We start from the raw sequence: 21,854 nt of genomic DNA, 5'->3' as shown, positions 1-21,854 counted from the left end.
GAGACCGGATGGGACCGTCCGCACGGAGATGCTCAGTGAACGGTAAACGCGCGACCCGACCGACGAGACCACACCGGCGGTAACGAAAGCGAGAGCGGGACCGATGGGTCGTCTGCGGCCTCGGACGTGGCGCGGCAGGTTACTCGTCCCGGTCGCTCGAGTCTGCTGGCTCGAAGTTGGTCGGGACGACCGTGAGGTGAGCCATACCGACGCCAGACGTGGCTGCGTCGTCGGCCGACGATCCCGAGCGTGGGGTGGGGTTGGATGCTGCCATACAGTGAGACAGACGGGCGAGACGGGCATAAAATTACCCATGCTCATAACGCATCCGGCAACCGGCCGGAGATTACTCTGGGGAATCAACCGGTGGAGTCGACGACAGAAACGAAAAACGACCGTTCGTGGTCGTTACTGGAAGTTCTCTTCGTAGAGGTCCTGGGCGTGTTCGATCGCGTCGTAGGCAGCCTGCTTGTCCTCCCAGCCCTGCGTCTCGACTTCCTTGCCCTCTTCGAGATTCTTGTAGGTCTCGAAGAACTCGTCGATCTCGTCGAGTTGCTGCTGTGGGATGTCGTCGAGATCCTGAATGTGATCGTACCGTGGGTCCTCACTCGGGACGGCGATGACCTTGTCGTCCTGCTCGCCGTCGTCGTCCATCTTCATCAGCGCGACGGGACGGGCTTCGATGACACAGCCGGGGAACGTCTGATCCTCGACGAGGACGAGCACGTCGAAGGGGTCCTCGTCGTCGTAATAGGACTGCGGGATGAAGCCGTAGTCACTTGGATAGTGAACGTTGCTGTGGAGCACGCGATCGAGGACGACGCCCGGCACGTCCTTGTCGTACTCGTATTTGTTTCGCTCGCCTTTGAGACATTCCACGACGGCGTAGATCTCTTCTGGCGCGTTCGGTCCAGTTTCGAGGTCTTCCCAGAGGTTGACCATGTATCGGAACATCCGTAGTCGATCAAAAAGTACTTTCGTAATCGACTGTCAGTATTCGAGTGACGGTTGCCAGAAACTCGACAGACACCACGAAGGCCCGTTACACCCGTCTTCGGCCTCGTATCGGTCGGTCACCGGGTGTCGGATCGGCTGATACGAAGTGATAGTTGACAAGTCTTAAATAGTCTGGTGACAATTGCACAAGTATGTCAGAGGCACAATCAATCACCGGCGAACAGAGTATTGCACGCGAACTCACCGCCTTCCAGAACAATATCCTCGTCATCCTCGCGAAGGAGCCGATGTACGGCCTCGCGATCAAGCGCGAACTCGAGGACTACTACGGGACGGAAGTAAACCACGGGCGGCTCTACCCTAACCTCGACGAACTCGTCGACCTGGGACTGGTCGAGAAGAGCGAACTCGACAAGCGAACGAACCAGTACTCGCTGACCGACGACGGCTACGAGGCCGTCCTCGACGGCATCGAGTGGACGCTCTCGAAGGTCGTCACGGGCGACGACCGCGCCGACGAGATCAGCGACATCGTCGAAAACAGCTACTAGAACTGGTAGTTCGGGACTCGCTCGTCAGCAGTCTCGAAGATCAGTTCGATCGATTCCTCAATCACGTCCTGTTGGTCATCCGATGGCCAGGCGTTCCTGACGAAGTAGTCCGTGCGGAATTCCGTGAGTTCGTCACCCGTCAGTGATTCGACCGCCTTCGCGTAGTGGTTGCCCGCGAAATCGGCCAGAATTGCCGCGTTATCGCCGTGAACGTCACCGTGGGTGTCCCTGACCGTCGCGACGAGGTCGCGGTTATGGGCGTCGACGTCGTCCCACTCGTCCGGATCGCCCGTCCCCTCGAGCGGGATTTCGACCGCGCGGTCGATGTCTTCGATGCGGTCGGTCCGGATGACACCGTCCTCGTGCCACTCCTCGGGATGGAGGACGAGGACGTCGTCGCCGTCGTCGTCACGGATGCGCGAGGTGAAATCGTGTTCGTCGAGGAGGTCGTCACGCCGGTCCTCGTAGGCAGTCGCTTCGTTGTCGTCGACAGTAGTGCGCGTCAGCCGGGTCAGTCGTTCGACTTCGTCGACGACATCCCGGGGAAGGTCCGTCTCGTTGCTTGCAGCTTCGTCACTGTCCTCATCGCCGCCGATCGCGTTCGGATCGGTCATGAGAGCACGTACGCACGCGAGCGGTTTTCCGCTTGCCGATCCAGACGTACGTGCTGGTCCGCGTGGTGTCGGCGTTAGGCCTGATCCAGCGCCTCGTTGACGAGCCCGTCCGCGCGCTCGTTGACGTCTCGCGGGACGTACTCGAGGGTCCACTCGTCGAACGCGGCCAGCAGTTCGTGGACGGTCACGCGCTTCTCGCGCAATTCGGGGTTGTTGGTGTCGTACTCACCGCGGACCTGCTTGACGATGAGTTCGGAGTCGCCGCGGACGTGGACCTCGTCGTAGCCGTAGTCGCGGGCGGCCTCGAGGCCGGCGATCAGGGCCTCGTACTCGGCCTGGTTGTTCGTCGCCGTCCCGATCGTCTCGCCGTCTTCGGCGACGATGCCGTCGCTCGTGACGATCACCCAGCCGATCGCGGCGGGGCCGGGATTGCCTCGCGAGCCGCCATCGAAATAGACGTGGGCACGCCCGCCGCTCTCGCGAAGCAGCGCCTCGAGGTCTCGCGGATCCGATCCTTGAATCACGATCTTGTCGTCGTAGGCGACGGCTGTCGCTCCACCCCGGCTGGCTCGCCAGCGCTCATGGTCCGTGTTACCAGACTCGACGGAAACACCTGCGTCCTCGAGTCGCTCGCGGGCCGTCTCGACGTCACATTCGATAACCGGCATTCGTGTCCGGCATCGGCCAGAATGGGATAAAGGTTTTCCGGTTCCGAATCGTAAACCCTGGGCATAAACGCTTGTACTGCCTGTTTTCGGGCAGTACGGGTCAGGCTAGGAAAACCCTTACCAAACATTTATATATCGTGGTGATACTACTATAAAAGTGCGATGACACGGTCCACCCGCCAGCGGGAGCGAACGCGCGAGACGGACGAGACCGAGGATCAGGAAGGGGTACGTGCCTGTCCCGAGTGTGAATCGGATAATCTCGTCAAGGACTCCGACCGGGGAGAGCTCATCTGTGAAGACTGTGGGCTCGTCGTGGAGGAGGAACAGATCGACCCCGGCCCGGAGTGGCGGGCGTTCAATCACCAGGAACGACAGGAAAAGTCCCGCGTCGGCGCGCCGACGACCCAGACGATGCACGACAAGGGGCTGACGACGACCATCGACTGGAAAGATAAGGACGCCTACGGCCGCTCGATCTCCTCGAAAAAGCGCAGCCAGATGCACCGGCTGCGCAAATGGCAGGAACGGATTCGAACCAAAGACGCCGGCGAGCGCAATCTCCAGTTCGCGCTCAGTGAAATCGACCGGATGGCCTCCGCACTGGGGGTGCCACGCTCGGTCCGCGAGGTCGCGTCGGTTATCTATCGACGCGCGCTCAAAGAAGACCTCATCCGCGGGCGCTCGATCGAAGGTGTCGCGACATCGGCGCTGTATGCTGCCTGTCGCAAAGAAGGAATCCCGCGAAGCCTCGAGGAAATCTCGGAAGTCTCCCGCGTCGAACGCAAAGAGATCGGTCGCACGTATCGATACATCTCGCAGGAACTCGGCCTCGAGATGCGTCCCGTCGACCCGAAAAAATACGTCCCTCGCTTCTGTTCTGAACTCGAACTGTCCGAAGAGGTCCAGACCAAGGCCAACGAGATCATCGAGAAGACGGCCGAGGAAGGGTTGCTGTCGGGCAAGTCACCAACGGGCTACGCCGCGGCTGCGATCTACGCTGCGTCGCTGCTGTGCAACGAGAAGAAGACCCAGCGCGAGGTCGCCGATGTCGCACAGGTGACCGAGGTGACGATCCGGAATCGGTATCAAGAACAGATCGAAGCGATGGGTATTCACGGCTAGCCGAGCGTCGTCTCCACTTCCGATTTTATCACAACACTCCGAGAGGAGCGGCCGCGCCGTCGATCACCACCACAGTGGCCGATTGTCGAACCCGGCGGGCTAGTCGTCTTTGCCGACGCTGATGACCTGCAACAGCGAGTAGACGGGGACGCCCTCGAGCTCTTCGACGCCCTGTTTGTCGGCGAGGACGACGCAGGCGAGTGGCTTCCCGCCTTCGGCGCGGATGGCCTCGATCGTCTCGCGCATGGTGGTCCCGCTGGTGATGATGTCGTCGACGACGTAGCACTCGCGGTCGCGGATACCGGCGAAGTTTCGGCTAAACGTGCCGCCGAGTTCCTCGATATCGCCTTCTTCCCACTGGTGTTTCGCCGGGGTGTAGGTTCCGAGATCGGTCTCGAGTTCGCGTGCGACCAGCGTCGCGATGGGGCCGCCGGCCTTTTCGATGCCGATCGTCAGGTCGACATCCTCCCCGTGTTTGGCCAGCATGTCGGCCATCGCCGAGGCGATGTGGTTCATTCGCTTGCTGTCCCGGCCGATCGCAGACCAATCGACGTGGATGTCCTGTGGGCCGCTTACGCCGTTGGCCGGCGGCTGGGCCGCTTCCTCGGTCTGCTGGGGCGTCGTGCCGCTGCGCTCGACGAGCCAGCTCGCGGTCTCACGTGAGACGTTCAGTTCGTCCGCAATTTCGCCTTTCGAGAGTCCCCGAGCCGCGAGCTCGGCCGCGCTCTCGATCAGGTCGTCGACGTTTTTCATATAGCCGTGAATTCGACCGCTGTTTTTATAGTCGTGTCGTCATCCGGGGTTCCTGCCGACTCGTCGTCGGCAGTCGCGGCGTGTGCCGTCGCGTTTGGGAAGGCCCGATCGGCTGCCTCGAGGCCATAGATCCCAGTCACGATTGCCTCGAGGACCCAGTCAGGAAGGTCTGCGAGCGTGTCGATGGCGGCCTCGAAGTGGCTGCGGTTGGAGTTGACGGTGCCGACGACGGCCTTGTTGTGAAGCACCAGTTCGCGATGCAGGTGGCCGCCGTCGACCTCGAACGTCCAGTCGCCGGGAACACCAAGCAGCGCGGCGACGCCGTTGGGGGCGAGCGCGTCGATGGACTCGAAGGCGTGTTTGGCGTAGCCGGTGGCCTCGTAGACGAGATCCATTGGCTCGTAGGCGGCCGGAATCTCGGCGACCGGCGTCTCCCGGGAGTCGATGTAGGTCGCGCCGAGTCGCTCGATGATGTCGATCACCGGATGTGGCCGGTCTTTCCGGCCGAGACAGTAGACCCGCTCGAAGTCATCCGCTGCCGAAAACATCGCAGCGGTCAACAGGCCCAGCGAGCCAGTGCCGAGGACGAGCGCGGCGTCGGGCTGCCAGGCAAAGGCCGAACGACTCGTGCGAGCGTGCTCGAGTGCCTTCTCGGTGATGCTGAGCGGCTCGACGAGAAAGCCCCACGGGGCGAGGTCGGCGGAGATCGGCACCAGAAACTCGGCCGGGCTCGTGATATATTCGGCCATGAACCCGTGTGCGCCGACGATTCCACGTTCGACGTACGCACCCTCGGGAGCCATATCGGGCTCGCCGCGCTCGAAGTACTCGTTGGTCTCAGTCCCCGGCGGCGGCCGGCGGACCGTCGGAACGACGTACTGGCCCGCCTCGAGTTCGGTGTCGTTCGGGTCGTCGACGACGCCGACGGCCTCGTGGCCGAGGACGAGCCGGTCGTCGCCCTCGGGGGCCCCGCCGTGGCTCCCCTCGATGACCTCGTAATCGGTTCCGTCGACACCCACACGGTGGATTCGCACGAGCGCCTCGCCGGGGGCTGGTTCTGGAACGGGCCGCTCGACAACGTCGGGGACGCCCGCTCCGGGCTGGACTGCGATGGCTTTCATACACACACAGTAGGAACCGTGAGGGTAAATATTTATTCCCACTCGAGTTAATTGATGGAGTATGGACGATCCTGACAGTCAGGCATGGACGAGCGCCGATTCAGCCTCCCAACGCGACCGCCAGCGGAAACGATTATCCGACTGCCCATGCCTGTAGCCTCCATGGAGCGATACGATCTCGTCTACCAGCTCTACGACGAGTACGACACGAAGACCTTACGGGAGTTCCAGGAGTTCGTCGACGTCTTCCCGGCCGTCGACTCTCGAGTCGCCCTCGAGCACTGGCAGGGAGCGACCGAGGAACTCGAGGAGCGCAAAGACGAGATCCGCTCGTCGTTTGCGGCCGGCGAGACGTTCGCGGAGATCGCCGCCCGCGCGACCCGCGATCAGGCCTTCACTGCGCTCGATCTCGAGGCGAAGTACGACCGGGCGGTCAACGTCCTCGTCCTCGACGTCGACGAGACGCTGCGCTCTGCGGGCGGGACCGACAACGAGATCCCCCGTGAGACGCTGCATCTGTTAACCGAGTTCCACGAGGCCGGCGTCCCGATCGTCATCTGTACGGGCCAGACCTTAGAGAACGTCAAGGGATTCGCGATTCAGGGGCTGGGCAGCGAGATCGTCCACTCGGGAGACCTCTCGATCGTCTACGAGGCGGGGACGGGCGTGTTCACGCCAGGCCACGGCGCGGACACGAAACAGCTGCTCTACGAGGACTTAGAGGAGGAAATCCGAACCATCTTCGACGACGTCCGCTCGCGCGTGCTGCCGGACGCCCCCGAGGAGCTGCGACGGGGCTGTCACCTGCAGGGCAACGAGTTCAACGTCACCATGAAGCCCAACTACGAGACCGGCTCCGCGGACGCCCGCGAGATCATCGACGAGGCGCTGGTCTATCTCATCGATCTGCTGGCCGACGCCGTCGGGGACACCCTCGAGAACGGCGACGGTGAGTCGGCGCTCGACGACGAGACGATCACCGACTGGACCCGCGCCTTCTATGCCGCACAGGACCCCGAGCTCAGGGCGGTCCTCGAGAGCGAGGGTTCCTACCCCGACCTCGACGCCGACGCGGTGCCCGACGCGCTCACGGCCGTCTTAGAGCGGATCGACGTGGCCTACTACGAGGCCGACGCGGCCGAAATCGGCAGTCTCGAGTTGAACAAGGTCGTCGGCGTCGAGCGCGCACTGGACGTCCTCGGGGTCGACGACCCGTTCGCGCTCGTGATGGGCGACTCCAAGAGCGATCTCCGCGTGATGCAGTGGGTCGCGGAGAACGACGCCGGCATCGCAGCCGCCCCGGAACACGCTTCACAGGACACCCTCCAGCACGTCCTCGAGACGGACGAACTCGTCTTCGACCGCGGGAAAAGCGTCGACGTGCTCCGGACGGTGTACGCACTGAATCGACTGGCTCGCCTCGGGTAGCGACGACGCTGCTTGCGGTCGTCGCATCCCCGTTTTACAACGGTCTGCGGACTATCACGAACCGTGACGTGCGTTTGTAAACTGCCGGCACACAAAGGCCCGTCCATCAATTCGATTCGAGCCATCTATTGTCCCAGCGCGACCGTAACAACGGCGTCGTTCGGCGACCGCTTCGACACCGCCCAGAGGTGTGTGACTGATGACGACGATCGCAGAACTCTCGCTTTCGACGGCCGAGTTCGCACTCGCACAGACCGTCGACCACCGACCGACCCTCGAGCTTCGCGTCGAAAGCGTCGTCGCGGAGGGACCGACCCGGACCGCCCCGCTCGTCTGGTTCTCGAACGTCGATCCCGACGACCTCGAGTCGGCCCTCGAGTCGGACCCAACCGTCGCCGAGTATCGGCAGTTGCTCGAGCGCACCGCCGATGGCGACCTGTTCTACCGGCTCAAGTACGCCGAGACCGCCGCGTCGGTCTGTCGGCGTGTCTACAGGCATGACGGGACGGTCCTCGACGCACACGTCCGCGACGAGCAGTGGACGCTCCGGTTGCTCTTCCCCCATCGTGAGGAGCTGGCAGCGGCCGTCACAGCGATCGAAGACGACGGCATCAGTATCGACGTCAGACGAATGGTCGAAGCCGGGCAGGACGAGCAGTTCGAGACGACGGCGGCGCTGACCGAACCTCAACAGGAAGCGATCGCCGAAGCCTACCGGCAAGGCTACTACGACGTGCCGCGTGAGATCTCGCTCGAGGAACTCGCGAACGAACTCGATATTTCTCATCAGGCGCTCTCCGAGCGGCTGCGACGGGCGAACCGCGTCCTCGCGGGCGAACAGATAGACGAATCGGCAAGCGAGATGGCGACGCCGGACTGACGGCGAATGGAATAGCCGGCGGGCGTTTTTTGGCCGTGCTCGACGGAGAACGTGGTATGTCACACCACGATCCCGGCGCTGCCGATCCACTGTCGCTGCATGGCGTCGTGCCGCCGACTGTCACCGCGTTCGACGCCGACGAATCCGTCGACTACGAGGGGACTGCCGCCCACGCCCGGTTCGTCGTCGACCGCGGTGCTCACGGCGTCTTCCCGCTGGGGACAAACGGCGAGTTCCCGCTGCTTTCGGGCAACGAGCGCGACCGGGTCGTCGAGGCCGTCGTCGATGAAGTCGGCGACGAAGTCCCGGTTATCGCCGGCGTCGGCGCACCGAGTACCTATCGGACCGTCGCCCACGCCGAACACGCCGACTCCGTCGGCGCGGACGGGATCGTCGTCGTCACGCCATACTACTATCCGATCGATCACGAAGGTGCCCTCGAGCATTACCGCCGCGTCGCCGAGGCCGTCTCCGTACCGGTCTACATCTACCACATTCCGAGCAAGACCGGCAACGAACTCTCGCTCGAGACACTCGCCGCCCTCGCGGACCTCGACGGCGTCGCCGGCGTCAAAGACTCGAGCAAGGACGTGCCGTGGCTCGCCCAGGCAGTCGACGCTAATCCCGATCTGACCTTCCTCGCCGGCTCGGACTCGCTGGTCTTTACTGGACTCGAAGTAGGCTGTTCGGGCGCGGTCAGCGCCGTCGCGAACGTCTTTCCGGAACTCGTCGTCGACTGCTACGAAGCCTACGACGCGGGCGACGAGGATCGCGCGCGTGACCTCCAGAGTACGATCTTCCAGGTACGGGATGCACTCAAGATCGGCGGTGCGTATATGTCCGGCGTCAAGACCGCGCTCCGGATGCGCGATTTCGACGCCGGCCCGCTGCGGAGCCCGCTCCGGCTCAAAGATGACGAGTCCGCACGAGAGATGCGCGAGCAACTCGAGGAACTGGACCTCGCTGGGCTCTAGGTCGGCTGTCGGCGAACAGTATATTCACTTCCCGCCCGTACCGGCATCTGTGACTGGATACGACGCCGTCGTCTACGACCTTGACGGGACGCTCGTCGAGCTCGACGTCGACTGGAACGCCGTCGCCGTCGACGTTCGCGAAATCTATCACCGTGCAGATATCGAGCCGCCGGGCGACGGGCTCTGGGGAATGCTCGAGATGGCCAGCGACGTCGGACTGGCAACGGACGTCGAGTCAGCCATTGCGGCCCACGAACACGACGGGGCGCGAACGTCGGCCCGACTCGCCCACGCAGACGAGCTTCTCGAGCGGTCGCTGCCGGCGGGTGTCTGTTCGCTCAACTGCGAGCAGGCCTGTCGGATCGCACTCGAGGAACACGCGCTCACGCCGGCAGTCGATGCCGTGGTCGGCCGTGATACGGTCGAGACGTGGAAGCCGGACCCGGAACCGTTGCTCGCGACCGTCCGCCGACTCGACGCCGATCCTGACCGAGCGCTCTTCGTCGGCGACTCCGCGCGGGATCAGCGGACCGCAGAACGAGCGGGCGTCGACTTCGAATACGTCGGTACGGGGCCATCGGGCGTGTGAGGGGGTCTGCTGTCACGAGTTCCCGGTTGGATCGCGATCGACCTGCGGTCCCACCGGCATCCACTGACAGGAGCCCGTATGAGAGGCGGGTCGAGTATTCAGGTCGACGACGTCTGCTTTCGTTTCGCGTAGGCAAACACGATGAGCGACGTGACCAACCAGACGGGGGCCCCGACCCGGATCGCGAACTCGGCGCGGTCCATCCATGTCGGCAGGGTCGCGGTCGTCGACAGTGCGGCGACGATCGGCGCGCCGATCAGGATCGTGATGACGAAGGTCATCTGCATGACCCAGCCGTAGTCGACGCCGTCTGGAGTGGTCGTTTCGACGCGTTCAGGCACGCTCGAGTATGGCAACCCGGTCCTCTTAAGCGCCGCGGGTGTGCCGCGAGCGGCGTCGACGTGAGAACAACGACGTTTAAGCACCGGCCACCAACCAATGCGTATGCCTACCGTGCGGGATCTCAAAGCGAAGGCGGGCGACGAGCCGATCACGATGTTGACGGCCTACGACGCGCCGACGGCGGCGATCGTCGACGAGGCCGGCACCGACATCATCCTCGTCGGCGACAGCCTCGGCAACACGAGTCTTGGCTACGAGACGACGCTGCCGGTCACTGTCGACGACATGGTGCGCCACACCGCAGCGGTCTCGCGTGTAACCGACGACGCCCTCGTCGTCGCCGACATGCCGTTTCTCTCGATCGGTGTCGACGAGTCCGACAGCGTCGAGAACGCCGGTCGAATGTTGAAGGAGGCCGACGCCCAGGCAGTCAAACTCGAGTGTGGCCCCCACACCGTCGAGTTGACCGAGAAACTGGTCCAGCTTGGCATTCCCGTGATGGCCCACCTCGGACTGACACCCCAACACGTCAATCAGTACGGCGGCTATCCGCGACAGGGAACTGACCAGGAAGCCGCCGAACGCATTCTCGAACTGGCCGAGGCCCACGAAGAGGCCGGTGCGTTCTCGCTCGTTTTAGAACACGTCCCTGCGAACCTCGCGGCCGACGTGACACAGGCACTCGAGATTCCGACGATCGGAATCGGTGCCGGCCCGGACTGTGACGGGCAGGTACTCGTCGTCGACGACGTCGTCGGCCTGAGCGAGTGGGCTCCCTCGTTTTCGAAACAGTTCGGGAACGTCCGCGCGGAGATGGAATCGGCCGTCGACGACTACGTCTCGGCCGTCGAGTCCGGCGAGTTCCCTGCCGAAGAACACAGTCACGAAGAGGCCGATCTCGAGGACCTCTACTGATACTACTGGACAGAAGTCAATACGAAGCCGGTCGCGAATTTGCGGCCGTCACCTATGGGGACGGCCGCATACGTGCGACCGGCTTCACGTCGTTCTGTCCAGCAGTATGAGACTGCCGATCGTTGACTGCGAGTATACTCGATCGCACGGAGCGTCTATGTCCGGTCAGCCGTGAATGGATCGCTGGTGGCGCACCTTCGGGCCGTCTCTCAATAAATATGTAATAATATGCCACATAGGTATGGTGTCGATATAGGGCCGATGTTTATATATTCGGACGGTGGAGGTGCAGCTACAACGCGAGGATCGCACCCATGCACGAGTCACCGATGGGAGTTACGCCTGAATCGACCACCGAACACACGTCGCGGCTCCAGCACATCACCGTCAACCAGGACGACGTAGTGGTGTGTACGATGTTCCCACAGAATGTTGATGAGAACGCGGCCGCGACGCAGTGGATCACCGCCACGGCCGATTCGTTCGCCTCCCTCGAAGAACAGCGGTAGTCCACGGCACAGGCGACGTCTCCGACGGTCATCTCCGGCACGTGTCCCACGTCGCTCGCCCGCCGTGTGCTGTCCGGCCGGCCCTACTCGAGAGTCGCAGTCAGGAACTCGTCGATGGTCTCGTTGAACGCCGCCGGCCGTTCGACCATCGCCAAGTGTGCCGCGTCGTCGATCTCGGCGAGTTCGCCCCCGTCGATTTCGTCGGCGAGGTACTCGTGGAACCATGGCGGTGTCAACTGGTCGTACTCACCGTACACGGCGAGCGATGGGATGTCGATCTCGTCGAGTCGCCCGCGAACGTCGAACTCGTGGCTCGTGAGGAAGTCCCGGTTTGTAATCTCTTGTCCGGTGTCGTACATCTGCTCCATCGACCGTTCGGGCAGTTTCGGGTCGGGATCGTGAAAGAGTCGATCCGGGCCGTGGAGGAATGCGACGGCCCGTTCGAAGTCGGATTTCAGCCACGTCAGCAGATCCTCGAGCACGCCCAGACGAGCTCCCGTCCCTGTCAGCACGGTCGCCGCGGGATCGAACTCACGCTCGAGTAAGATCTGTAAGACGATCGCACCGCCGAGTGAGTTCCCGACGAGGACCGACGCATCAGTATCGTCGACGACGGCCAAGACGTCGTCGGCGTATGCCGACAGTGCCGTATAGCCGGGGCTCGCATCGACATCGTCCGAGTCACCGTGGCCGCTTAGATCAAGTGTGACGATCGGATAGCGATCGGCGAGTGCGTGCTGGCCGTTCCAGACGGCGTGTGACCCCCCGCTCCCGTGAACGAAACAGATGGGCGGTCCGTCACCGTCCCGGTCGACGACCTCGTACGCCGTCTCCCGACCGTTGTGTAATACCGTTTCCATAGGCGACGACACGTGCGGAACGAGTATAAAGGCTCGAGCCACGCTCACTGGAGTTCACCAGCAGTGAGGTTTTGTCTCACCAATAGCTATGTTGAGTCGACTGGAACCGCCGCGTCGTGCTGTGAACCACAAACAGAGCTCTCTTCGGGCGGTTCGCTCCCGTCTTGCGATTGTCGCCGGAATGTTTATATACCTCCAGAGCTTACCTCGGGTTAGTTAAAGCATGAGTCTCGAACAATTCACCCGCGAAGAGGGGCAGTTAGCCCGTCGGTACGAGTACGACGATGCCACGGTGATGGCCGTCGACTTCGGTACCGAGGCGACTGAGGCCTCAGTCGACGTCGTCGACGATACCGTCATCATCGTCATCGCTGACGACCAGTACGAGATCGATCTCCCCGAGACCGTGGAACGCGCACACACGTTTATCAAAAACGGCGTGCTCACTGTCGAACTGGAGGACGAACGATGAAAATCACCGTCAAACCACTCAAACAGAAAGACGCGGGCCGTGGACTGGCCGCGATCGACCGCGTCTCGATGAACGAACTCGGCCTCGAGAACGGCGATTATATCGTCATCTCGGGCAACGGTGACGGACAGGCCGTCGCGCGCGTCTGGCCCGGCTACCCTGAGGACGAGGGACGCGGAATCGTCCGGATCGACGGCCGCCTCCGACAGGAGGCCGACGTCGGCATCGACGACACCGTCAGCATCGAACCCGCCGACGTCAAGCCCGCCAAATCGGTCACCGTCGCACTTCCCCAGAACCTCCGCATTCGGGGAGACATCGGGCCACTCGTCCGTGACAAGTTAAGCGGCCAGGCCGTCACTGAGGGCCAGACGGTACCGTTCTCGCTGTCGTTCGGGCCGATGGCCAGTTCCGGCCAGTCGGTGCCGCTGAAGATCGCGAGCACCTCGCCGTCGGGCACCGTCGTCATCACGGACTCGACGAGCATCGAGATCTCCGAGACGCCAGCCGAACAGGTCAGCGCTGGCGGCGGCCCGTCGGCCGAAGGCGTCCCGAACGTCACTTACGAGGACATCGGCGGCTTAGACGAGGAACTCGATCAGGTCCGCGAGATGATCGAGCTGCCGATGCGCCACCCCGAGCTGTTCCAGCAGCTCGGTATCGAGCCGCCGAAGGGCGTCCTCCTGCACGGCCCGCCGGGCACCGGGAAGACCCTGATGGCCAAAGCCGTCGCCAACGAGATCGACGCCCACTTCGAGACGATCTCCGGGCCGGAGATCATGTCGAAGTACTACGGCGAGTCCGAAGAGCAGCTGCGCGAGGTCTTCGAGGAGGCAGAAGAGAACGCCCCCGCGATCATCTTCATCGACGAACTCGACTCGATCGCTGCCAAGCGCGAAGAGGCAGGCGGTGACGTCGAACGCCGCGTCGTCGCCCAGCTGCTCAGCCTGATGGACGGCCTCGAGGAACGGGGCCGCGTCACCGTCATCGGCGCGACCAACCGCGTCGACGCACTCGACCCCGCGCTGCGCCGTGGCGGGCGCTTCGACCGCGAGATCGAGATCGGCGTCCCGGACAAGGAAGGCCGCAAGGAGATCCTGCAGGTCCACACCCGCGGGATGCCCCTCTCGGAGTCGATCGATCTCGAGCACTACGCCGAGAACACCCACGGCTTCGTGGGTGCCGACCTCGAGAGTCTGGCCCGCGAAAGCGCGATGAACGCGCTCCGTCGCATCCGGCCCGAACTCGACCTCGAGAGCGAGGAGATCGACGCCGACGTCCTCGAGTCACTGAAAGTGACCGAGGCCGACGTCAAAGAGGCGCTCAAAGGGATCCAGCCCTCGGCGCTGCGCGAGGTCTTCGTCGAAGTCCCCGACGTCACCTGGAACGACGTGGGCGGCCTGGGAGACACCAAAGAGCGCCTGCGCGAGACGATCCAGTGGCCGCTCGACTACCCCGAGGTCTTCGAGCAAATGGACATGGAGGCCGCCAAGGGCGTCCTCATGTACGGCCCGCCGGGCACTGGGAAGACCCTGCTCGCAAAGGCCGTCGCCAACGAGGCCCAGTCGAACTTCATCTCGATCAAGGGCCCCGAACTGCTGAACAAGTACGTTGGCGAATCCGAGAAGGGCGTCCGCGAGGTCTTCGAGAAGGCGCGGTCGAACGCCCCGACCGTGATCTTCTTCGACGAGATCGACTCGATCGCGGGCGAACGCGGCCAGCGTCAGGGTGACTCCGGCGTCGGCGAACGCGTCGTCTCCCAACTGCTGACCGAACTCGACGGGCTCGAGGAACTCGAGGACGTCGTCGTCATCGCGACGACCAACCGACCCGACCTGATCGACAGCGCCCTGCTCCGGCCCGGCCGACTCGACCGTCACGTCCACGTGCCGGTCCCCGACGAGGATGGCCGCAAGAAGATCTTCGAGGTTCACACCCGCGGCAAACCGCTGGCCGACGCGGTCGACCTCGAGTGGCTCGCCAGCGAGACGGAGGGCTACGTCGGTGCCGACATCGAAGCAGTCTGCCGTGAGGCGTCGATGGCCGCCAGCCGCGAGTTCATTAACTCGGTCGACCCCGACGAGATGGACGACACGATCAGCAACGTCCGTGTCGGCAAAGAACACTTCGAGCACGCACTCGAGGAGGTCAACCCGAGCGTGAGCCCCGAGACGCGCGAGCGCTACGAGGAACTCGAAGAGGAGTTCCAGCAGGCCGAACCGACCCAGGACGAACAGCTCGGTCGGACCTTCCAGTAAGGTCGTACGGACTCCTGTCAGTCAGTGCCGGCCGGCCGCGACCCGCACCGCGGTCCCACCGGGACATCGGGACAGCAGACCGTATCAGTCGCCGCGGTCCGCGGCTCGCGTTTTTTAATGGCAGCGCTCGACTGACCGACCAGCGGCAGTGCGGTCGATATCTCAGTTCACGGTTGCGTCCGCTCAGTGTGCGACGTCGACCGGCTCGAGCTCCGCTAGCACCTCGTCTGCGTGGCCCTCGGGCGAGACGTCCTCGTAAACGGCCTCGATGTGGCCGTCGGGACCGACGATGTAGGTGTTGCGGAAGACGCCATCGAAGGTCTTGCCGAACATTCGTTTCTCGCCGTAGGACTCGTACAGCGTCGCGACTTCGCCGAGCTCGTCCGAGAGGAGATCGAACTCGAGGTCGTAGTCGGCCGCGAAATCGGCGAGATCGTCGACGGGATCATCACTGATGCCGACAACGGCAGCGTCGTGGGCTGCAAACGTCGAGAGCACGTCGTTGAACTCGCAGGCCTCGGTGGTACACCCGTCCGTATTGGCGCGGGGATAGAAGTAGACGACGAGCCGTTGGCCCTCGAAATCCGAGTGGCTGACCGTCTCGCCGTGTTGGTTTGGCAGTTCGAACGGTGGTGCCTCGTCACCGACATCAAGCATGCCTCCGAGTTAGCGACGGCTATTGTATGCGTTATGGTTCGCTACCGGAAACTATGTCTGTGACAGTTGGTCAAACGGCCCGTTATAAGAAAATATGGTGGCTACTATTGGACAAGCAGCGCCATCCATTCAACACACGTACATGATTATTGTCAGCAACGAGCCAGACACCGCGACCGCGTCGTCACTGGCTGGTGGTCGACAGTAGTGCCGGCGGTCACAACTCGTTACTCGAGGCGTTCGGCTGCCTCCCGTTCGACGAGCGGCGCGGCATTTTGCTCCGGCAGCGTGACGATGTCGTCGCTGGTCAGCGTGTACTCGCGGTCGTCGACGCCGAGGATCTCGCCAATGTCGCGGGTAATCCTGACGGTCGTCCGATCGACGGTGGCGGCCTCGCTGTCAGCAGACGACTCAGCGTCGGATTCCGCGGCTGTCGAGTCGGCAGTGTCAGCGTTCGATGCAGCGCCGTCGATAGCATCTTCACGTTCTGCTGACTGCGACGGACTGGCCACTGCCGAATCGGCCATCGCGTCCCCATCGACTCCGTCCGCACCACCGATCGGCGGGCCGTCCCCGCCCATGACGTCCGCAGGCGAGACACCGCTCGAGGCATCTCCTGTTGGATCCTCGCCGGCGGCGGGATCACTGTCTGCCGGTGGTTCTTCTGGCGGGATGGGTGGGGCGTCGTCAGCAGACGGCTGGTCGGGTGCTGGCTCGGGCGAGTGCGAGTCGAGGCGTGTCGACTCGTCAGCAGACGGCTGGTCGGGTGCTGGCTCGGGCGAGTGCGAGTCGAGGCGTGTCGACTCGTCAGCCGCCGCGGTCGTGTCGCCTCCGGCTTCCGTGGGCGATTCCTCGACGCCCTCGAGGACATCCAGCACCCGACTTTTGTTCGCGCTGATGCGGTCGACGAGGTCGTCAAAGAGGTCCGCTTCTTCAGCAGTCAGCCCCTCGTCGTCGGCGGCCATGCCGGCCGCAGCGAGGCTGGCCTGCTTGACGAGTTTCCCCATGCGGCGCTCGTAGATCGCCTCGACGACGTCTTTGGCGGTCTCGATCTCATCGGTTAGCCGACCGACTTCGGGCGAGGAAAAGGGGTCGTCGGCCTGCTCGGCGACGCGGTCGCGTTCGTCCTCCAAGTCGGCGATGTACTCGCCGACCTCCTGATAGAACGAGGGGCGCAGATTCTGAAGGCTGTCTTTCTTTCGCTCCTTGCTCTGGACCGAACGCAACTCGTCTAAATTCATTCTTTCTCCTTCTCGGCGCGGCCGCGTGCCATCAGGAACACGGCGACGTACTCGGGTAGTGTTTGGTCTCCCTCCGCGACTGTAAAGCTATCTCCACAAAGTTCGACCTCGCCGCCGTCAGTGACGTCGACGGTGATCTCATGGCCGACAAAGGTCTCGGGGACGGCGTCGACGAGCGGGTCGAAATCGTCGATTTCGTCGCGTGCGAGGCGGACCGTTTTCAGCCCGCTCCCGCCGTGGAGACTGCCCGGCAACCGGATGAGTCGGTTCGTGTCGGTCGTGACGGGTTCGTCGATGGGCGCGTTGTCCCGCTCGACGGCTTTGCTCGCGAACCGCTCGGCTAACTGTGCGATCGCGGTGTGGACGGTGACGTTACCCGCCTCGAGCCCCTCGCGGTTGTTTCGGGCCGCGTTCAGCGTCGCCGTCGCTTTCCCCTCGCCGATACCGTCGAACGACTGGAGGCGCTCGAGGGCTGCGTCTTCCTCCATTGCGAGCAACTCGTCGATGAAGGCCATGAAGTGGTCGTGGATACGAGCCCCCCAGCCACCCTCGATCTGGAGGGTACGGCGCTCGGTCGGTGTTTTTCGCCCGAGGCCGGCGACGGTCTCGGTCTCGATCAGTTCGTCGTACTCGAGGCCGATGCCGCGGACGTAGTCGACGATCTCGCGACGGTGTTCCCGCTCGAGGTGCAACACGTTCTCGTCGCGGACGTGGACGTGATAGCCCCGCCCGCCCGAGAAGACGATCTCGAGGTTCTCGAAGGCGAAGTCGTCCTCGAGGAACTCGAGGAGACGACCGAGGGCGTCCTTACATTTCGCGAGCATCTCGGCGTAGCTGTCCTCGCCGAGCGTGACCGACGGCAGGTGATCGGCGTCCAAGTCGAAGACGAGATCCGCAGATTGCCAATCTTTTTCGTGCATCGAACTCGCGCCGGGGTCGCGAAAGCGCCCCGCGGAGAAGTAGACGTGGCGCGGGCGCTTGCGGACGAGAAACTCCGAGAGATCGCCTAACTCGAGCAGCGAACGGTGGCGGACCATCGTCGTGTCCGGGCCGTCCGTCCAGGGAATATAGCCCCACTCGCGTTCGTTGGCCGCGGGCGGCGGCGTGATTTCCGTCCGGCGGTAGTGGTCGCGAAATCGCCCGCGAAGATAGGCCCTCGTTCGCTCTTCCATACGCTTCGCCTACTCATCGTGGGTCGGGTATAACTGTATTGGACTGTCCCTGCGAGACGGAGCGTGGCGGACGCGTCAGTGTCAGCGCCGGATGAGATCGGAGATGCGATCGGCGAGCCCGACGTCCGAGCCGAGTTTCAGGTAGTAGGCGTCGCCGCCGTCTTCGTAGTAGTTGTCGATCCGGCGTTTGATCTCGAAGCCGAGGTGTTCGTAGAACTGCAACGCGTTCTCGTTGCTCGTCCGGGCGTGACACGTAATCGTCTCGTGGTCGTCCGCGACGTGGGCGATGAGTCGCTTCCCAATGCCTTCTCCGCGATGGTCCGGGGAGACTGCCAGAAAGAGAATGTAGCCGTCGCGTCGAACGGCGGCGAACCCGATGAGGGCCTCGTCCTGTACGTAACAGTAGACTTTCGACCGGCGGTACGCGTCAGTAAAGAAATCATACCGCTGCTTGAGCACGTCTTCCTGACGATTGATCTCCTCCTTTAGCTGCCAGGCTTCGTCGACCAAATCGTCGCTCCCCGGGGCGACGACCCGACTGTCGATGTTGACGCTCACTATTATGCTCTACCAGCGTCGTCAATATAATTCCACCGGCAGTCGGTGTGCGGGTCGTCAGACACGGCCGACAGAGCCAGCGATAGCCTGCCAGAGGCGGCAGTTCACATACCTCATGTCCGAATGATCACTGCTGACGATACGTCGAAACGATGGGCATAGAAAGTCGGCCGACGAAACGGGGCCATGGGATTCGAACTGCGCGACCACACGGCCGACGTTGCGGTCTCGGCAACCGGCGACTCACTCGAGGCGACAGTCGGCGCGGTGGCCGACGGCCTCGCGGCCGCCTCCTGTGACGAAATCCCGACCGAAAGCGGTGAGCGCTTTTCGCTGTCCGTCACCGCCGAAGGCCGCGAGGCGCTGTTGTTCGACTACCTCGACGAACTGATCTACCTGCGCGACGTTCGAGCGGAACTCCCCGTCGCCCACCGCGTCGACTCGATCGACGTCGAGTCAGCCGACGGCACCGAGGAGTGGTCGCTCGAGGCCAGTGCCCGTGGTGTCCCCCTCGCTGAGATCGACGCCCGCGAAGTGAAGGCCGTGACCTACTCCGAGATGTCCCTCGAGCGCACCGACGACGGCGGCTGGGAAGCGTACGTCGTCTTCGACGTCTAAGCGACAGTTCCATCGAGTCGGCGGGTCGTCTCGAGACGCCGACCCGGAACGCCGAACCGCAGGCCAGCGGCCGATCGGCGATGCGAGAGACGAACATCTTTCTTGACGGCGGACGGACGTTCGCGTATGACCACCTTCGACGCAAACGGCATCACGCTCGAGCGGGTGCGCGAGTACGTCTGGGAGATTCCCCAGGAAGACGGCATGCGCGCTCCCGCACGGGTGCTCGCGAGCGAAGCGCTCCTCGAGGAAATCAAGGAGGACAAGACCCTAGAGCAGATCAAAAACACGACCCATCTGCCCGGCATCACGAACCACGCGATCTGTATGCCCGACGGGCATCAGGGCTATGGCTTCCCGGTCGGCGGAGTGGGTGCGCTCGACGCCGAAAACGGTTGTATTTCGCCGGGAGCGGTCGGCTACGACATCAATTGCGGCGTCCGGATGATGCGGACGAACCTGACCTACGACGACCTTCGTGGTCACGAGGAGGAACTCGTCGACTCTCTCTTTGCCAACATTCCGTCGGGACTCGGCGGCGGCGGAGTCGTCGAGGCCGGCGTCGACACCGTCGACGAGATCCTCGCCCGCGGCGTCGACTGGGCGCTCGAGCACGACTACGCCGTCGAGGACGACCTGCTCCACTGTGAGGACGAAGGGATGCGCGAGGGTGCTGATCCCTCGAAGATCAGCCAGAAGGCCAAAGACCGCGGGAAGAACCAGATCGGCTCGCTGGGATCGGGGAATCACTTCCTCGAGGTCCAGCGCGTGACCGACGTCTTCGACGACGAGGTCGGCGAGGCGTTCGGCCTTTCCGAAGACCAGATCGTCGTCTTGATCCACTGTGGCTCGCGCGGGCTGGGCCATCAGACCTGTAACGACTACCTGCGGAAGATCGAACAGCAACACCAGGGGCTGTTGAACCAGTTGCCAGACAAGGAACTCGCGGCCGCACCCGCGGGTTCACAGCTGGCTGAGGACTACTACGGCGCGATGAACGCGGCGATCAACTTCGCGTGGGTCAACCGCCAGCTGATCATGCACCGCACGCGGCAGGTCTTCGAGCGCGTCTTCGACCGCTCGTGGGAGGACATGGAGATGGACCTGCTGTACGACGTGGCCCACAACATCGCCAAAAAGGAGACCCACACGGTCGACGGCGAGGAGCGCGAACTCTACGTCCACCGCAAGGGCGCGACGCGAGCGTTCCCCGCCGGCCATCCCGACGTGCCGAAAGCCTACCGGGACGTCGGCCAGCCCATCATCATCCCCGGAAGCATGGGTGCGGGCAGCTACGTCCTTCGGGGTGGCGCAAACTCGATGGATCTCACGTTCGGGTCGACCGCCCACGGCGCGGGCCGGCTGATGAGCCGCACGCAGGCCAAAAACGAGTACTGGGGCGGCGACGTCCAGCAGGAACTCGAGGAACAGGAGCAGATCTACGTCAAGGCCCAGTCGGGCGCGACGGTCGCCGAGGAAGCGCCGGGCGTCTACAAGGACGTCGACGAGGTCGTCCGCGTCTCGGACGAACTGGGCATCGGCGACAAGGTCGCGCGGACGTTCCCCGTCTGTAACATCAAAGGCTAAGCGTCGGCCAGCGCCTCGAGGAGCAACTCCTCGAGCGGTTCCTTGGCCGCCTCGTTCTGGACATTGAGTGCCGAACAGTCGACGAGTTCCTCGACGAGGTCGACGCCAGCGGTCGTGTTCGTCGTGATCCCCGCCACGAGGTCGGGCGAGTGCCCGAACGCCTCCTCGATCCCGACGACTGCGTAGGGGTCGGACGCACAGAGGACTGTGAACGCGACGTGATCCTCGAGCATGTCGACGACGGCTTCCCCGTTGTATGGCTCGAGCGGGCTGGCACCGACCTCTGCGACGATAACGTCCGACTCCTGCAGCCGATCGAAGACAGGCCGGACAGCCTCTCGGAAGGTGTCTTCTGGGACGACCGTCGTCGGCAGGCCCGCGTCGACGAAGTCGTAGATGGGGTCTGCGCCCGCGACCTCCATCGACAACACGTCGCCGTAGGTGCCCGCGCCCGTCAGTTTGCAGGCGGCGACGTCGTACCCGTTTTCGACGAGTACGCGGGTGATCACCCGGCCGGTCATGGTCTTGCCGGCTGACATGCTCGTGCCGAGGACGAGGACGACCGGCACGTTAGAGGGTGTCGATGTCGCCGTCAGGCCGTACTCGCGCATCCGGGCGATGTCGTCGTCGACGACGACGTGGCCCTCGTATTCGACTTCGACCGGCGACTTACTGAACGGCGACGCCGAGGTGACGCGACCGAGAACGCCGCCCCCGGTCAGGATATTCAACAGGCCATCGTCGCCGACATCCCGCCAGCTGCCGACCAGCTCACGGGTCGCGCGACGGGTCCCCAGCGCGCCGACGATCGTCTCACCCTCCATCAGTTCGACGCGTCGGCCCTGTGGGTTCTCGACCCTGACGCCGGGGTTGGGGCGTTTGGTCACGCGGGCGAAGACGTAATCTCCCGTCTCCCACTCCGACGTGGGTTGGGATTCGATGTCGTACGAACGGTGCTCGAGGTCGGCGATTCGTGTGACTGACGTATGAACGTCTGCGTGCATG

Annotated in this window: 25 protein-coding genes; 12 read left to right on the top strand and 13 right to left on the bottom strand. The window is 63.5% G+C overall.

What is annotated here, in order from left to right; all coding sequences use genetic code 11:
* Positions 1 to 139: 139 nt before the first annotated feature.
* Together BDK88_RS22130 and BDK88_RS16435 are read right to left on the bottom strand one after the other, a co-directional pair.
* Positions 140 to 274, bottom strand: a complete 135-nt coding sequence (locus BDK88_RS22130) for a hypothetical protein (protein ID WP_277613484.1) — start codon at positions 272 to 274, stop codon at positions 140 to 142.
* Positions 275 to 408: 134 nt separating this feature from the next.
* Entirely contained in the window at positions 409 to 942 is a 534-nt protein-coding gene (locus tag BDK88_RS16435; protein ID WP_008012826.1) for an inorganic diphosphatase, read from the bottom strand.
* A 206-nt stretch (positions 943 to 1,148) separates the two neighbouring features.
* Between BDK88_RS16435 and BDK88_RS16430 the strand changes: the two genes are divergently transcribed.
* On the top strand, positions 1,149 to 1,508 hold the full coding sequence (locus BDK88_RS16430) for a PadR family transcriptional regulator (protein WP_130501377.1): 360 nt from the start codon (positions 1,149 to 1,151) through the stop codon (positions 1,506 to 1,508).
* On the opposite strand, the gene BDK88_RS16425 is transcribed toward BDK88_RS16430, so the two are convergent.
* A complete protein-coding gene (locus BDK88_RS16425; protein ID WP_130501376.1) occupies positions 1,505 to 2,122 on the bottom strand; it encodes a DUF7108 family protein in 618 nt (205 codons plus the stop codon). The two genes, BDK88_RS16430 and BDK88_RS16425, sit on opposite strands and share 4 nt — an antisense overlap.
* A 74-nt stretch (positions 2,123 to 2,196) precedes the next feature.
* A complete protein-coding gene (rnhA, locus tag BDK88_RS16420; protein WP_130501375.1) occupies positions 2,197 to 2,790 on the bottom strand; it encodes a ribonuclease HI in 594 nt (197 codons plus the stop codon).
* 162 nt (positions 2,791 to 2,952) lie between these two features.
* On the opposite strand from rnhA, the gene BDK88_RS16415 reads away from it, so the two are divergent.
* Positions 2,953 to 3,915 carry a transcription initiation factor IIB gene (locus tag BDK88_RS16415; protein ID WP_006184711.1) on the top strand — a complete coding sequence of 321 codons (963 nt, stop codon included), beginning with the start codon at positions 2,953 to 2,955 and terminating at the stop codon, positions 3,913 to 3,915.
* Between the two features lie 99 nt (positions 3,916 to 4,014).
* On the opposite strand, the gene gfcR is transcribed toward BDK88_RS16415, so the two are convergent.
* Positions 4,015 to 4,668: a transcriptional regulator GfcR gene (gfcR, locus tag BDK88_RS16410; protein WP_130501374.1), complete on the bottom strand. Its 654-nt coding sequence runs from the start codon at positions 4,666 to 4,668 to the stop codon at positions 4,015 to 4,017.
* On the bottom strand, positions 4,665 to 5,789 hold the full coding sequence (locus tag BDK88_RS16405; protein ID WP_130501373.1) for a glucose 1-dehydrogenase: 1,125 nt from the start codon (positions 5,787 to 5,789) through the stop codon (positions 4,665 to 4,667). The genes gfcR and BDK88_RS16405 overlap by 4 nt, the downstream gene beginning before the upstream one ends.
* Before the next feature lie 162 nt (positions 5,790 to 5,951).
* Between BDK88_RS16405 and BDK88_RS16400 the strand changes: the two genes are divergently transcribed.
* From BDK88_RS16400 to BDK88_RS16385, 4 genes are all read left to right on the top strand, one after another.
* Positions 5,952 to 7,217, top strand: coding sequence for an HAD family hydrolase (locus BDK88_RS16400; RefSeq protein WP_130501372.1), 1,266 nt, complete (start codon positions 5,952 to 5,954; stop codon positions 7,215 to 7,217).
* 199 nt (positions 7,218 to 7,416) lie between these two features.
* Positions 7,417 to 8,097, top strand: a complete 681-nt coding sequence (locus tag BDK88_RS16395; protein ID WP_130501371.1) for a helix-turn-helix domain-containing protein — start codon at positions 7,417 to 7,419, stop codon at positions 8,095 to 8,097.
* A gap of 56 nt (positions 8,098 to 8,153) precedes the next feature.
* Entirely contained in the window at positions 8,154 to 9,071 is a 918-nt protein-coding gene (locus BDK88_RS16390) for a dihydrodipicolinate synthase family protein (RefSeq protein WP_130501370.1), read from the top strand.
* 49 nt (positions 9,072 to 9,120) lie between these two features.
* On the top strand, positions 9,121 to 9,660 hold the full coding sequence (locus BDK88_RS16385; protein WP_130501369.1) for an HAD family hydrolase: 540 nt from the start codon (positions 9,121 to 9,123) through the stop codon (positions 9,658 to 9,660).
* Between the two features lie 98 nt (positions 9,661 to 9,758).
* Here the strand turns inward: BDK88_RS16385 and BDK88_RS16380 are convergent, their stop codons facing one another.
* Positions 9,759 to 10,001: a DUF5822 domain-containing protein gene (locus BDK88_RS16380; protein ID WP_130501368.1), complete on the bottom strand. Its 243-nt coding sequence runs from the start codon at positions 9,999 to 10,001 to the stop codon at positions 9,759 to 9,761.
* 103 nt (positions 10,002 to 10,104) lie between these two features.
* On the opposite strand from BDK88_RS16380, the gene panB reads away from it, so the two are divergent.
* Entirely contained in the window at positions 10,105 to 10,917 is an 813-nt protein-coding gene (panB, locus tag BDK88_RS16375) for a 3-methyl-2-oxobutanoate hydroxymethyltransferase (RefSeq protein ID WP_130501367.1), read from the top strand.
* A 314-nt stretch (positions 10,918 to 11,231) separates the two neighbouring features.
* Entirely contained in the window at positions 11,232 to 11,426 is a 195-nt protein-coding gene (locus tag BDK88_RS16370; protein WP_130501366.1) for a DUF7511 domain-containing protein, read from the top strand.
* Between the two features lie 83 nt (positions 11,427 to 11,509).
* Here BDK88_RS16370 and BDK88_RS16365 read toward each other — a convergent pair whose 3' ends face one another.
* The gene (locus tag BDK88_RS16365) at positions 11,510 to 12,286 is read right to left on the bottom strand and encodes an alpha/beta fold hydrolase (protein WP_130501365.1); all 777 of its coding nucleotides are present in this window, start codon (positions 12,284 to 12,286) and stop codon (positions 11,510 to 11,512) included.
* Between the two features lie 223 nt (positions 12,287 to 12,509).
* On the opposite strand from BDK88_RS16365, the gene BDK88_RS16360 reads away from it, so the two are divergent.
* Both BDK88_RS16360 and BDK88_RS16355 read left to right on the top strand, forming a co-directional pair.
* Positions 12,510 to 12,758 (top strand): DUF7127 family protein, encoded by a 249-nt coding sequence (locus tag BDK88_RS16360; RefSeq protein ID WP_130501364.1) that lies wholly within the window; start codon positions 12,510 to 12,512, stop codon positions 12,756 to 12,758.
* Positions 12,755 to 15,016: a CDC48 family AAA ATPase gene (locus BDK88_RS16355; protein ID WP_130501363.1), complete on the top strand. Its 2,262-nt coding sequence runs from the start codon at positions 12,755 to 12,757 to the stop codon at positions 15,014 to 15,016. The genes BDK88_RS16360 and BDK88_RS16355 overlap by 4 nt, the downstream gene beginning before the upstream one ends.
* A gap of 183 nt (positions 15,017 to 15,199) precedes the next feature.
* Here the strand turns inward: BDK88_RS16355 and bcp are convergent, their stop codons facing one another.
* The 4 genes from bcp to BDK88_RS16335 all read right to left on the bottom strand — a co-directional run bounded on the left by bcp (position 15,200) and on the right by BDK88_RS16335 (position 18,644).
* Complete coding sequence (bcp, locus tag BDK88_RS16350; protein ID WP_130501362.1) at positions 15,200 to 15,673, bottom strand: thioredoxin-dependent thiol peroxidase; 474 nt, start codon at positions 15,671 to 15,673, stop codon at positions 15,200 to 15,202.
* A 227-nt stretch (positions 15,674 to 15,900) separates the two neighbouring features.
* Positions 15,901 to 16,914, bottom strand: a complete 1,014-nt coding sequence (locus BDK88_RS16345; RefSeq protein ID WP_130501361.1) for a DNA replication complex subunit Gins51 — start codon at positions 16,912 to 16,914, stop codon at positions 15,901 to 15,903.
* The gene (priS, locus tag BDK88_RS16340) at positions 16,911 to 18,086 is read right to left on the bottom strand and encodes a DNA primase small subunit PriS (RefSeq protein WP_130501360.1); all 1,176 of its coding nucleotides are present in this window, start codon (positions 18,084 to 18,086) and stop codon (positions 16,911 to 16,913) included. The genes BDK88_RS16345 and priS overlap by 4 nt, the downstream gene beginning before the upstream one ends.
* An 81-nt stretch (positions 18,087 to 18,167) precedes the next feature.
* Complete coding sequence (locus tag BDK88_RS16335; RefSeq protein WP_130501359.1) at positions 18,168 to 18,644, bottom strand: GNAT family N-acetyltransferase; 477 nt, start codon at positions 18,642 to 18,644, stop codon at positions 18,168 to 18,170.
* A 186-nt stretch (positions 18,645 to 18,830) separates the two neighbouring features.
* Here BDK88_RS16335 and BDK88_RS16330 point away from each other — a divergent pair, with 186 nt between their 5' ends.
* Positions 18,831 to 19,262 carry an archease gene (locus BDK88_RS16330; RefSeq protein ID WP_130501358.1) on the top strand — a complete coding sequence of 144 codons (432 nt, stop codon included), beginning with the start codon at positions 18,831 to 18,833 and terminating at the stop codon, positions 19,260 to 19,262.
* Positions 19,263 to 19,388: 126 nt separating this feature from the next.
* On the top strand, positions 19,389 to 20,849 hold the full coding sequence (locus BDK88_RS16325) for an RtcB family protein (protein ID WP_130501357.1): 1,461 nt from the start codon (positions 19,389 to 19,391) through the stop codon (positions 20,847 to 20,849).
* Here the strand turns inward: BDK88_RS16325 and BDK88_RS16320 are convergent.
* Entirely contained in the window at positions 20,846 to 21,853 is a 1,008-nt protein-coding gene (locus tag BDK88_RS16320) for a DUF1611 domain-containing protein (protein ID WP_130501356.1), read from the bottom strand. The genes BDK88_RS16325 and BDK88_RS16320 overlap by 4 nt on opposite strands.
* Position 21,854 lies beyond the last annotated feature (1 nt).

The sequence above is a fragment of the Natrinema hispanicum genome (assembly GCF_004217335.1).
Lineage (GTDB): Archaea > Halobacteriota > Halobacteria > Halobacteriales > Natrialbaceae > Natrinema > Natrinema hispanicum.
Note: the sequence above shows the minus strand (reverse complement) of the source record. Positions and strands in the feature narration are given on the sequence as shown.

Excerpts from the sequence above, each read along its gene's own strand:
- BDK88_RS16355 (WP_130501363.1), top strand. The coding sequence starts at position 12,755 with ATGAAAATCACCGTCAAACCACTCAAACAGAAAGACGCGGGCCGTGGA.
- BDK88_RS16320 (WP_130501356.1), bottom strand. The coding sequence starts at position 21,853 with ATGCACGCAGACGTTCATACGTCAGTCACACGAATCGCCGACCTCGAG.
- BDK88_RS16370 (WP_130501366.1), top strand. The coding sequence starts at position 11,232 with ATGCACGAGTCACCGATGGGAGTTACGCCTGAATCGACCACCGAACAC.
- BDK88_RS16400 (WP_130501372.1), top strand. The coding sequence starts at position 5,952 with ATGGAGCGATACGATCTCGTCTACCAGCTCTACGACGAGTACGACACG.
- priS (WP_130501360.1), bottom strand. The coding sequence starts at position 18,086 with ATGGAAGAGCGAACGAGGGCCTATCTTCGCGGGCGATTTCGCGACCAC.
- BDK88_RS16405 (WP_130501373.1), bottom strand. The coding sequence starts at position 5,789 with ATGAAAGCCATCGCAGTCCAGCCCGGAGCGGGCGTCCCCGACGTTGTC.
- BDK88_RS16390 (WP_130501370.1), top strand. The coding sequence starts at position 8,154 with ATGTCACACCACGATCCCGGCGCTGCCGATCCACTGTCGCTGCATGGC.
- BDK88_RS16330 (WP_130501358.1), top strand. The coding sequence starts at position 18,831 with ATGGGATTCGAACTGCGCGACCACACGGCCGACGTTGCGGTCTCGGCA.
- bcp (WP_130501362.1), bottom strand. The coding sequence starts at position 15,673 with ATGCTTGATGTCGGTGACGAGGCACCACCGTTCGAACTGCCAAACCAA.
- BDK88_RS22130 (WP_277613484.1), bottom strand. The coding sequence starts at position 274 with ATGGCAGCATCCAACCCCACCCCACGCTCGGGATCGTCGGCCGACGAC.
- BDK88_RS16325 (WP_130501357.1), top strand. The coding sequence starts at position 19,389 with ATGACCACCTTCGACGCAAACGGCATCACGCTCGAGCGGGTGCGCGAG.
- BDK88_RS16435 (WP_008012826.1), bottom strand. The coding sequence starts at position 942 with ATGGTCAACCTCTGGGAAGACCTCGAAACTGGACCGAACGCGCCAGAA.
- BDK88_RS16360 (WP_130501364.1), top strand. The coding sequence starts at position 12,510 with ATGAGTCTCGAACAATTCACCCGCGAAGAGGGGCAGTTAGCCCGTCGG.
- BDK88_RS16345 (WP_130501361.1), bottom strand. The coding sequence starts at position 16,914 with ATGAATTTAGACGAGTTGCGTTCGGTCCAGAGCAAGGAGCGAAAGAAA.
- gfcR (WP_130501374.1), bottom strand. The coding sequence starts at position 4,668 with ATGAAAAACGTCGACGACCTGATCGAGAGCGCGGCCGAGCTCGCGGCT.
- BDK88_RS16365 (WP_130501365.1), bottom strand. The coding sequence starts at position 12,286 with ATGGAAACGGTATTACACAACGGTCGGGAGACGGCGTACGAGGTCGTC.
- BDK88_RS16415 (WP_006184711.1), top strand. The coding sequence starts at position 2,953 with ATGACACGGTCCACCCGCCAGCGGGAGCGAACGCGCGAGACGGACGAG.
- panB (WP_130501367.1), top strand. The coding sequence starts at position 10,105 with ATGCCTACCGTGCGGGATCTCAAAGCGAAGGCGGGCGACGAGCCGATC.
- BDK88_RS16395 (WP_130501371.1), top strand. The coding sequence starts at position 7,417 with ATGACGACGATCGCAGAACTCTCGCTTTCGACGGCCGAGTTCGCACTC.
- BDK88_RS16430 (WP_130501377.1), top strand. The coding sequence starts at position 1,149 with ATGTCAGAGGCACAATCAATCACCGGCGAACAGAGTATTGCACGCGAA.
- BDK88_RS16425 (WP_130501376.1), bottom strand. The coding sequence starts at position 2,122 with ATGACCGATCCGAACGCGATCGGCGGCGATGAGGACAGTGACGAAGCT.
- rnhA (WP_130501375.1), bottom strand. The coding sequence starts at position 2,790 with ATGCCGGTTATCGAATGTGACGTCGAGACGGCCCGCGAGCGACTCGAG.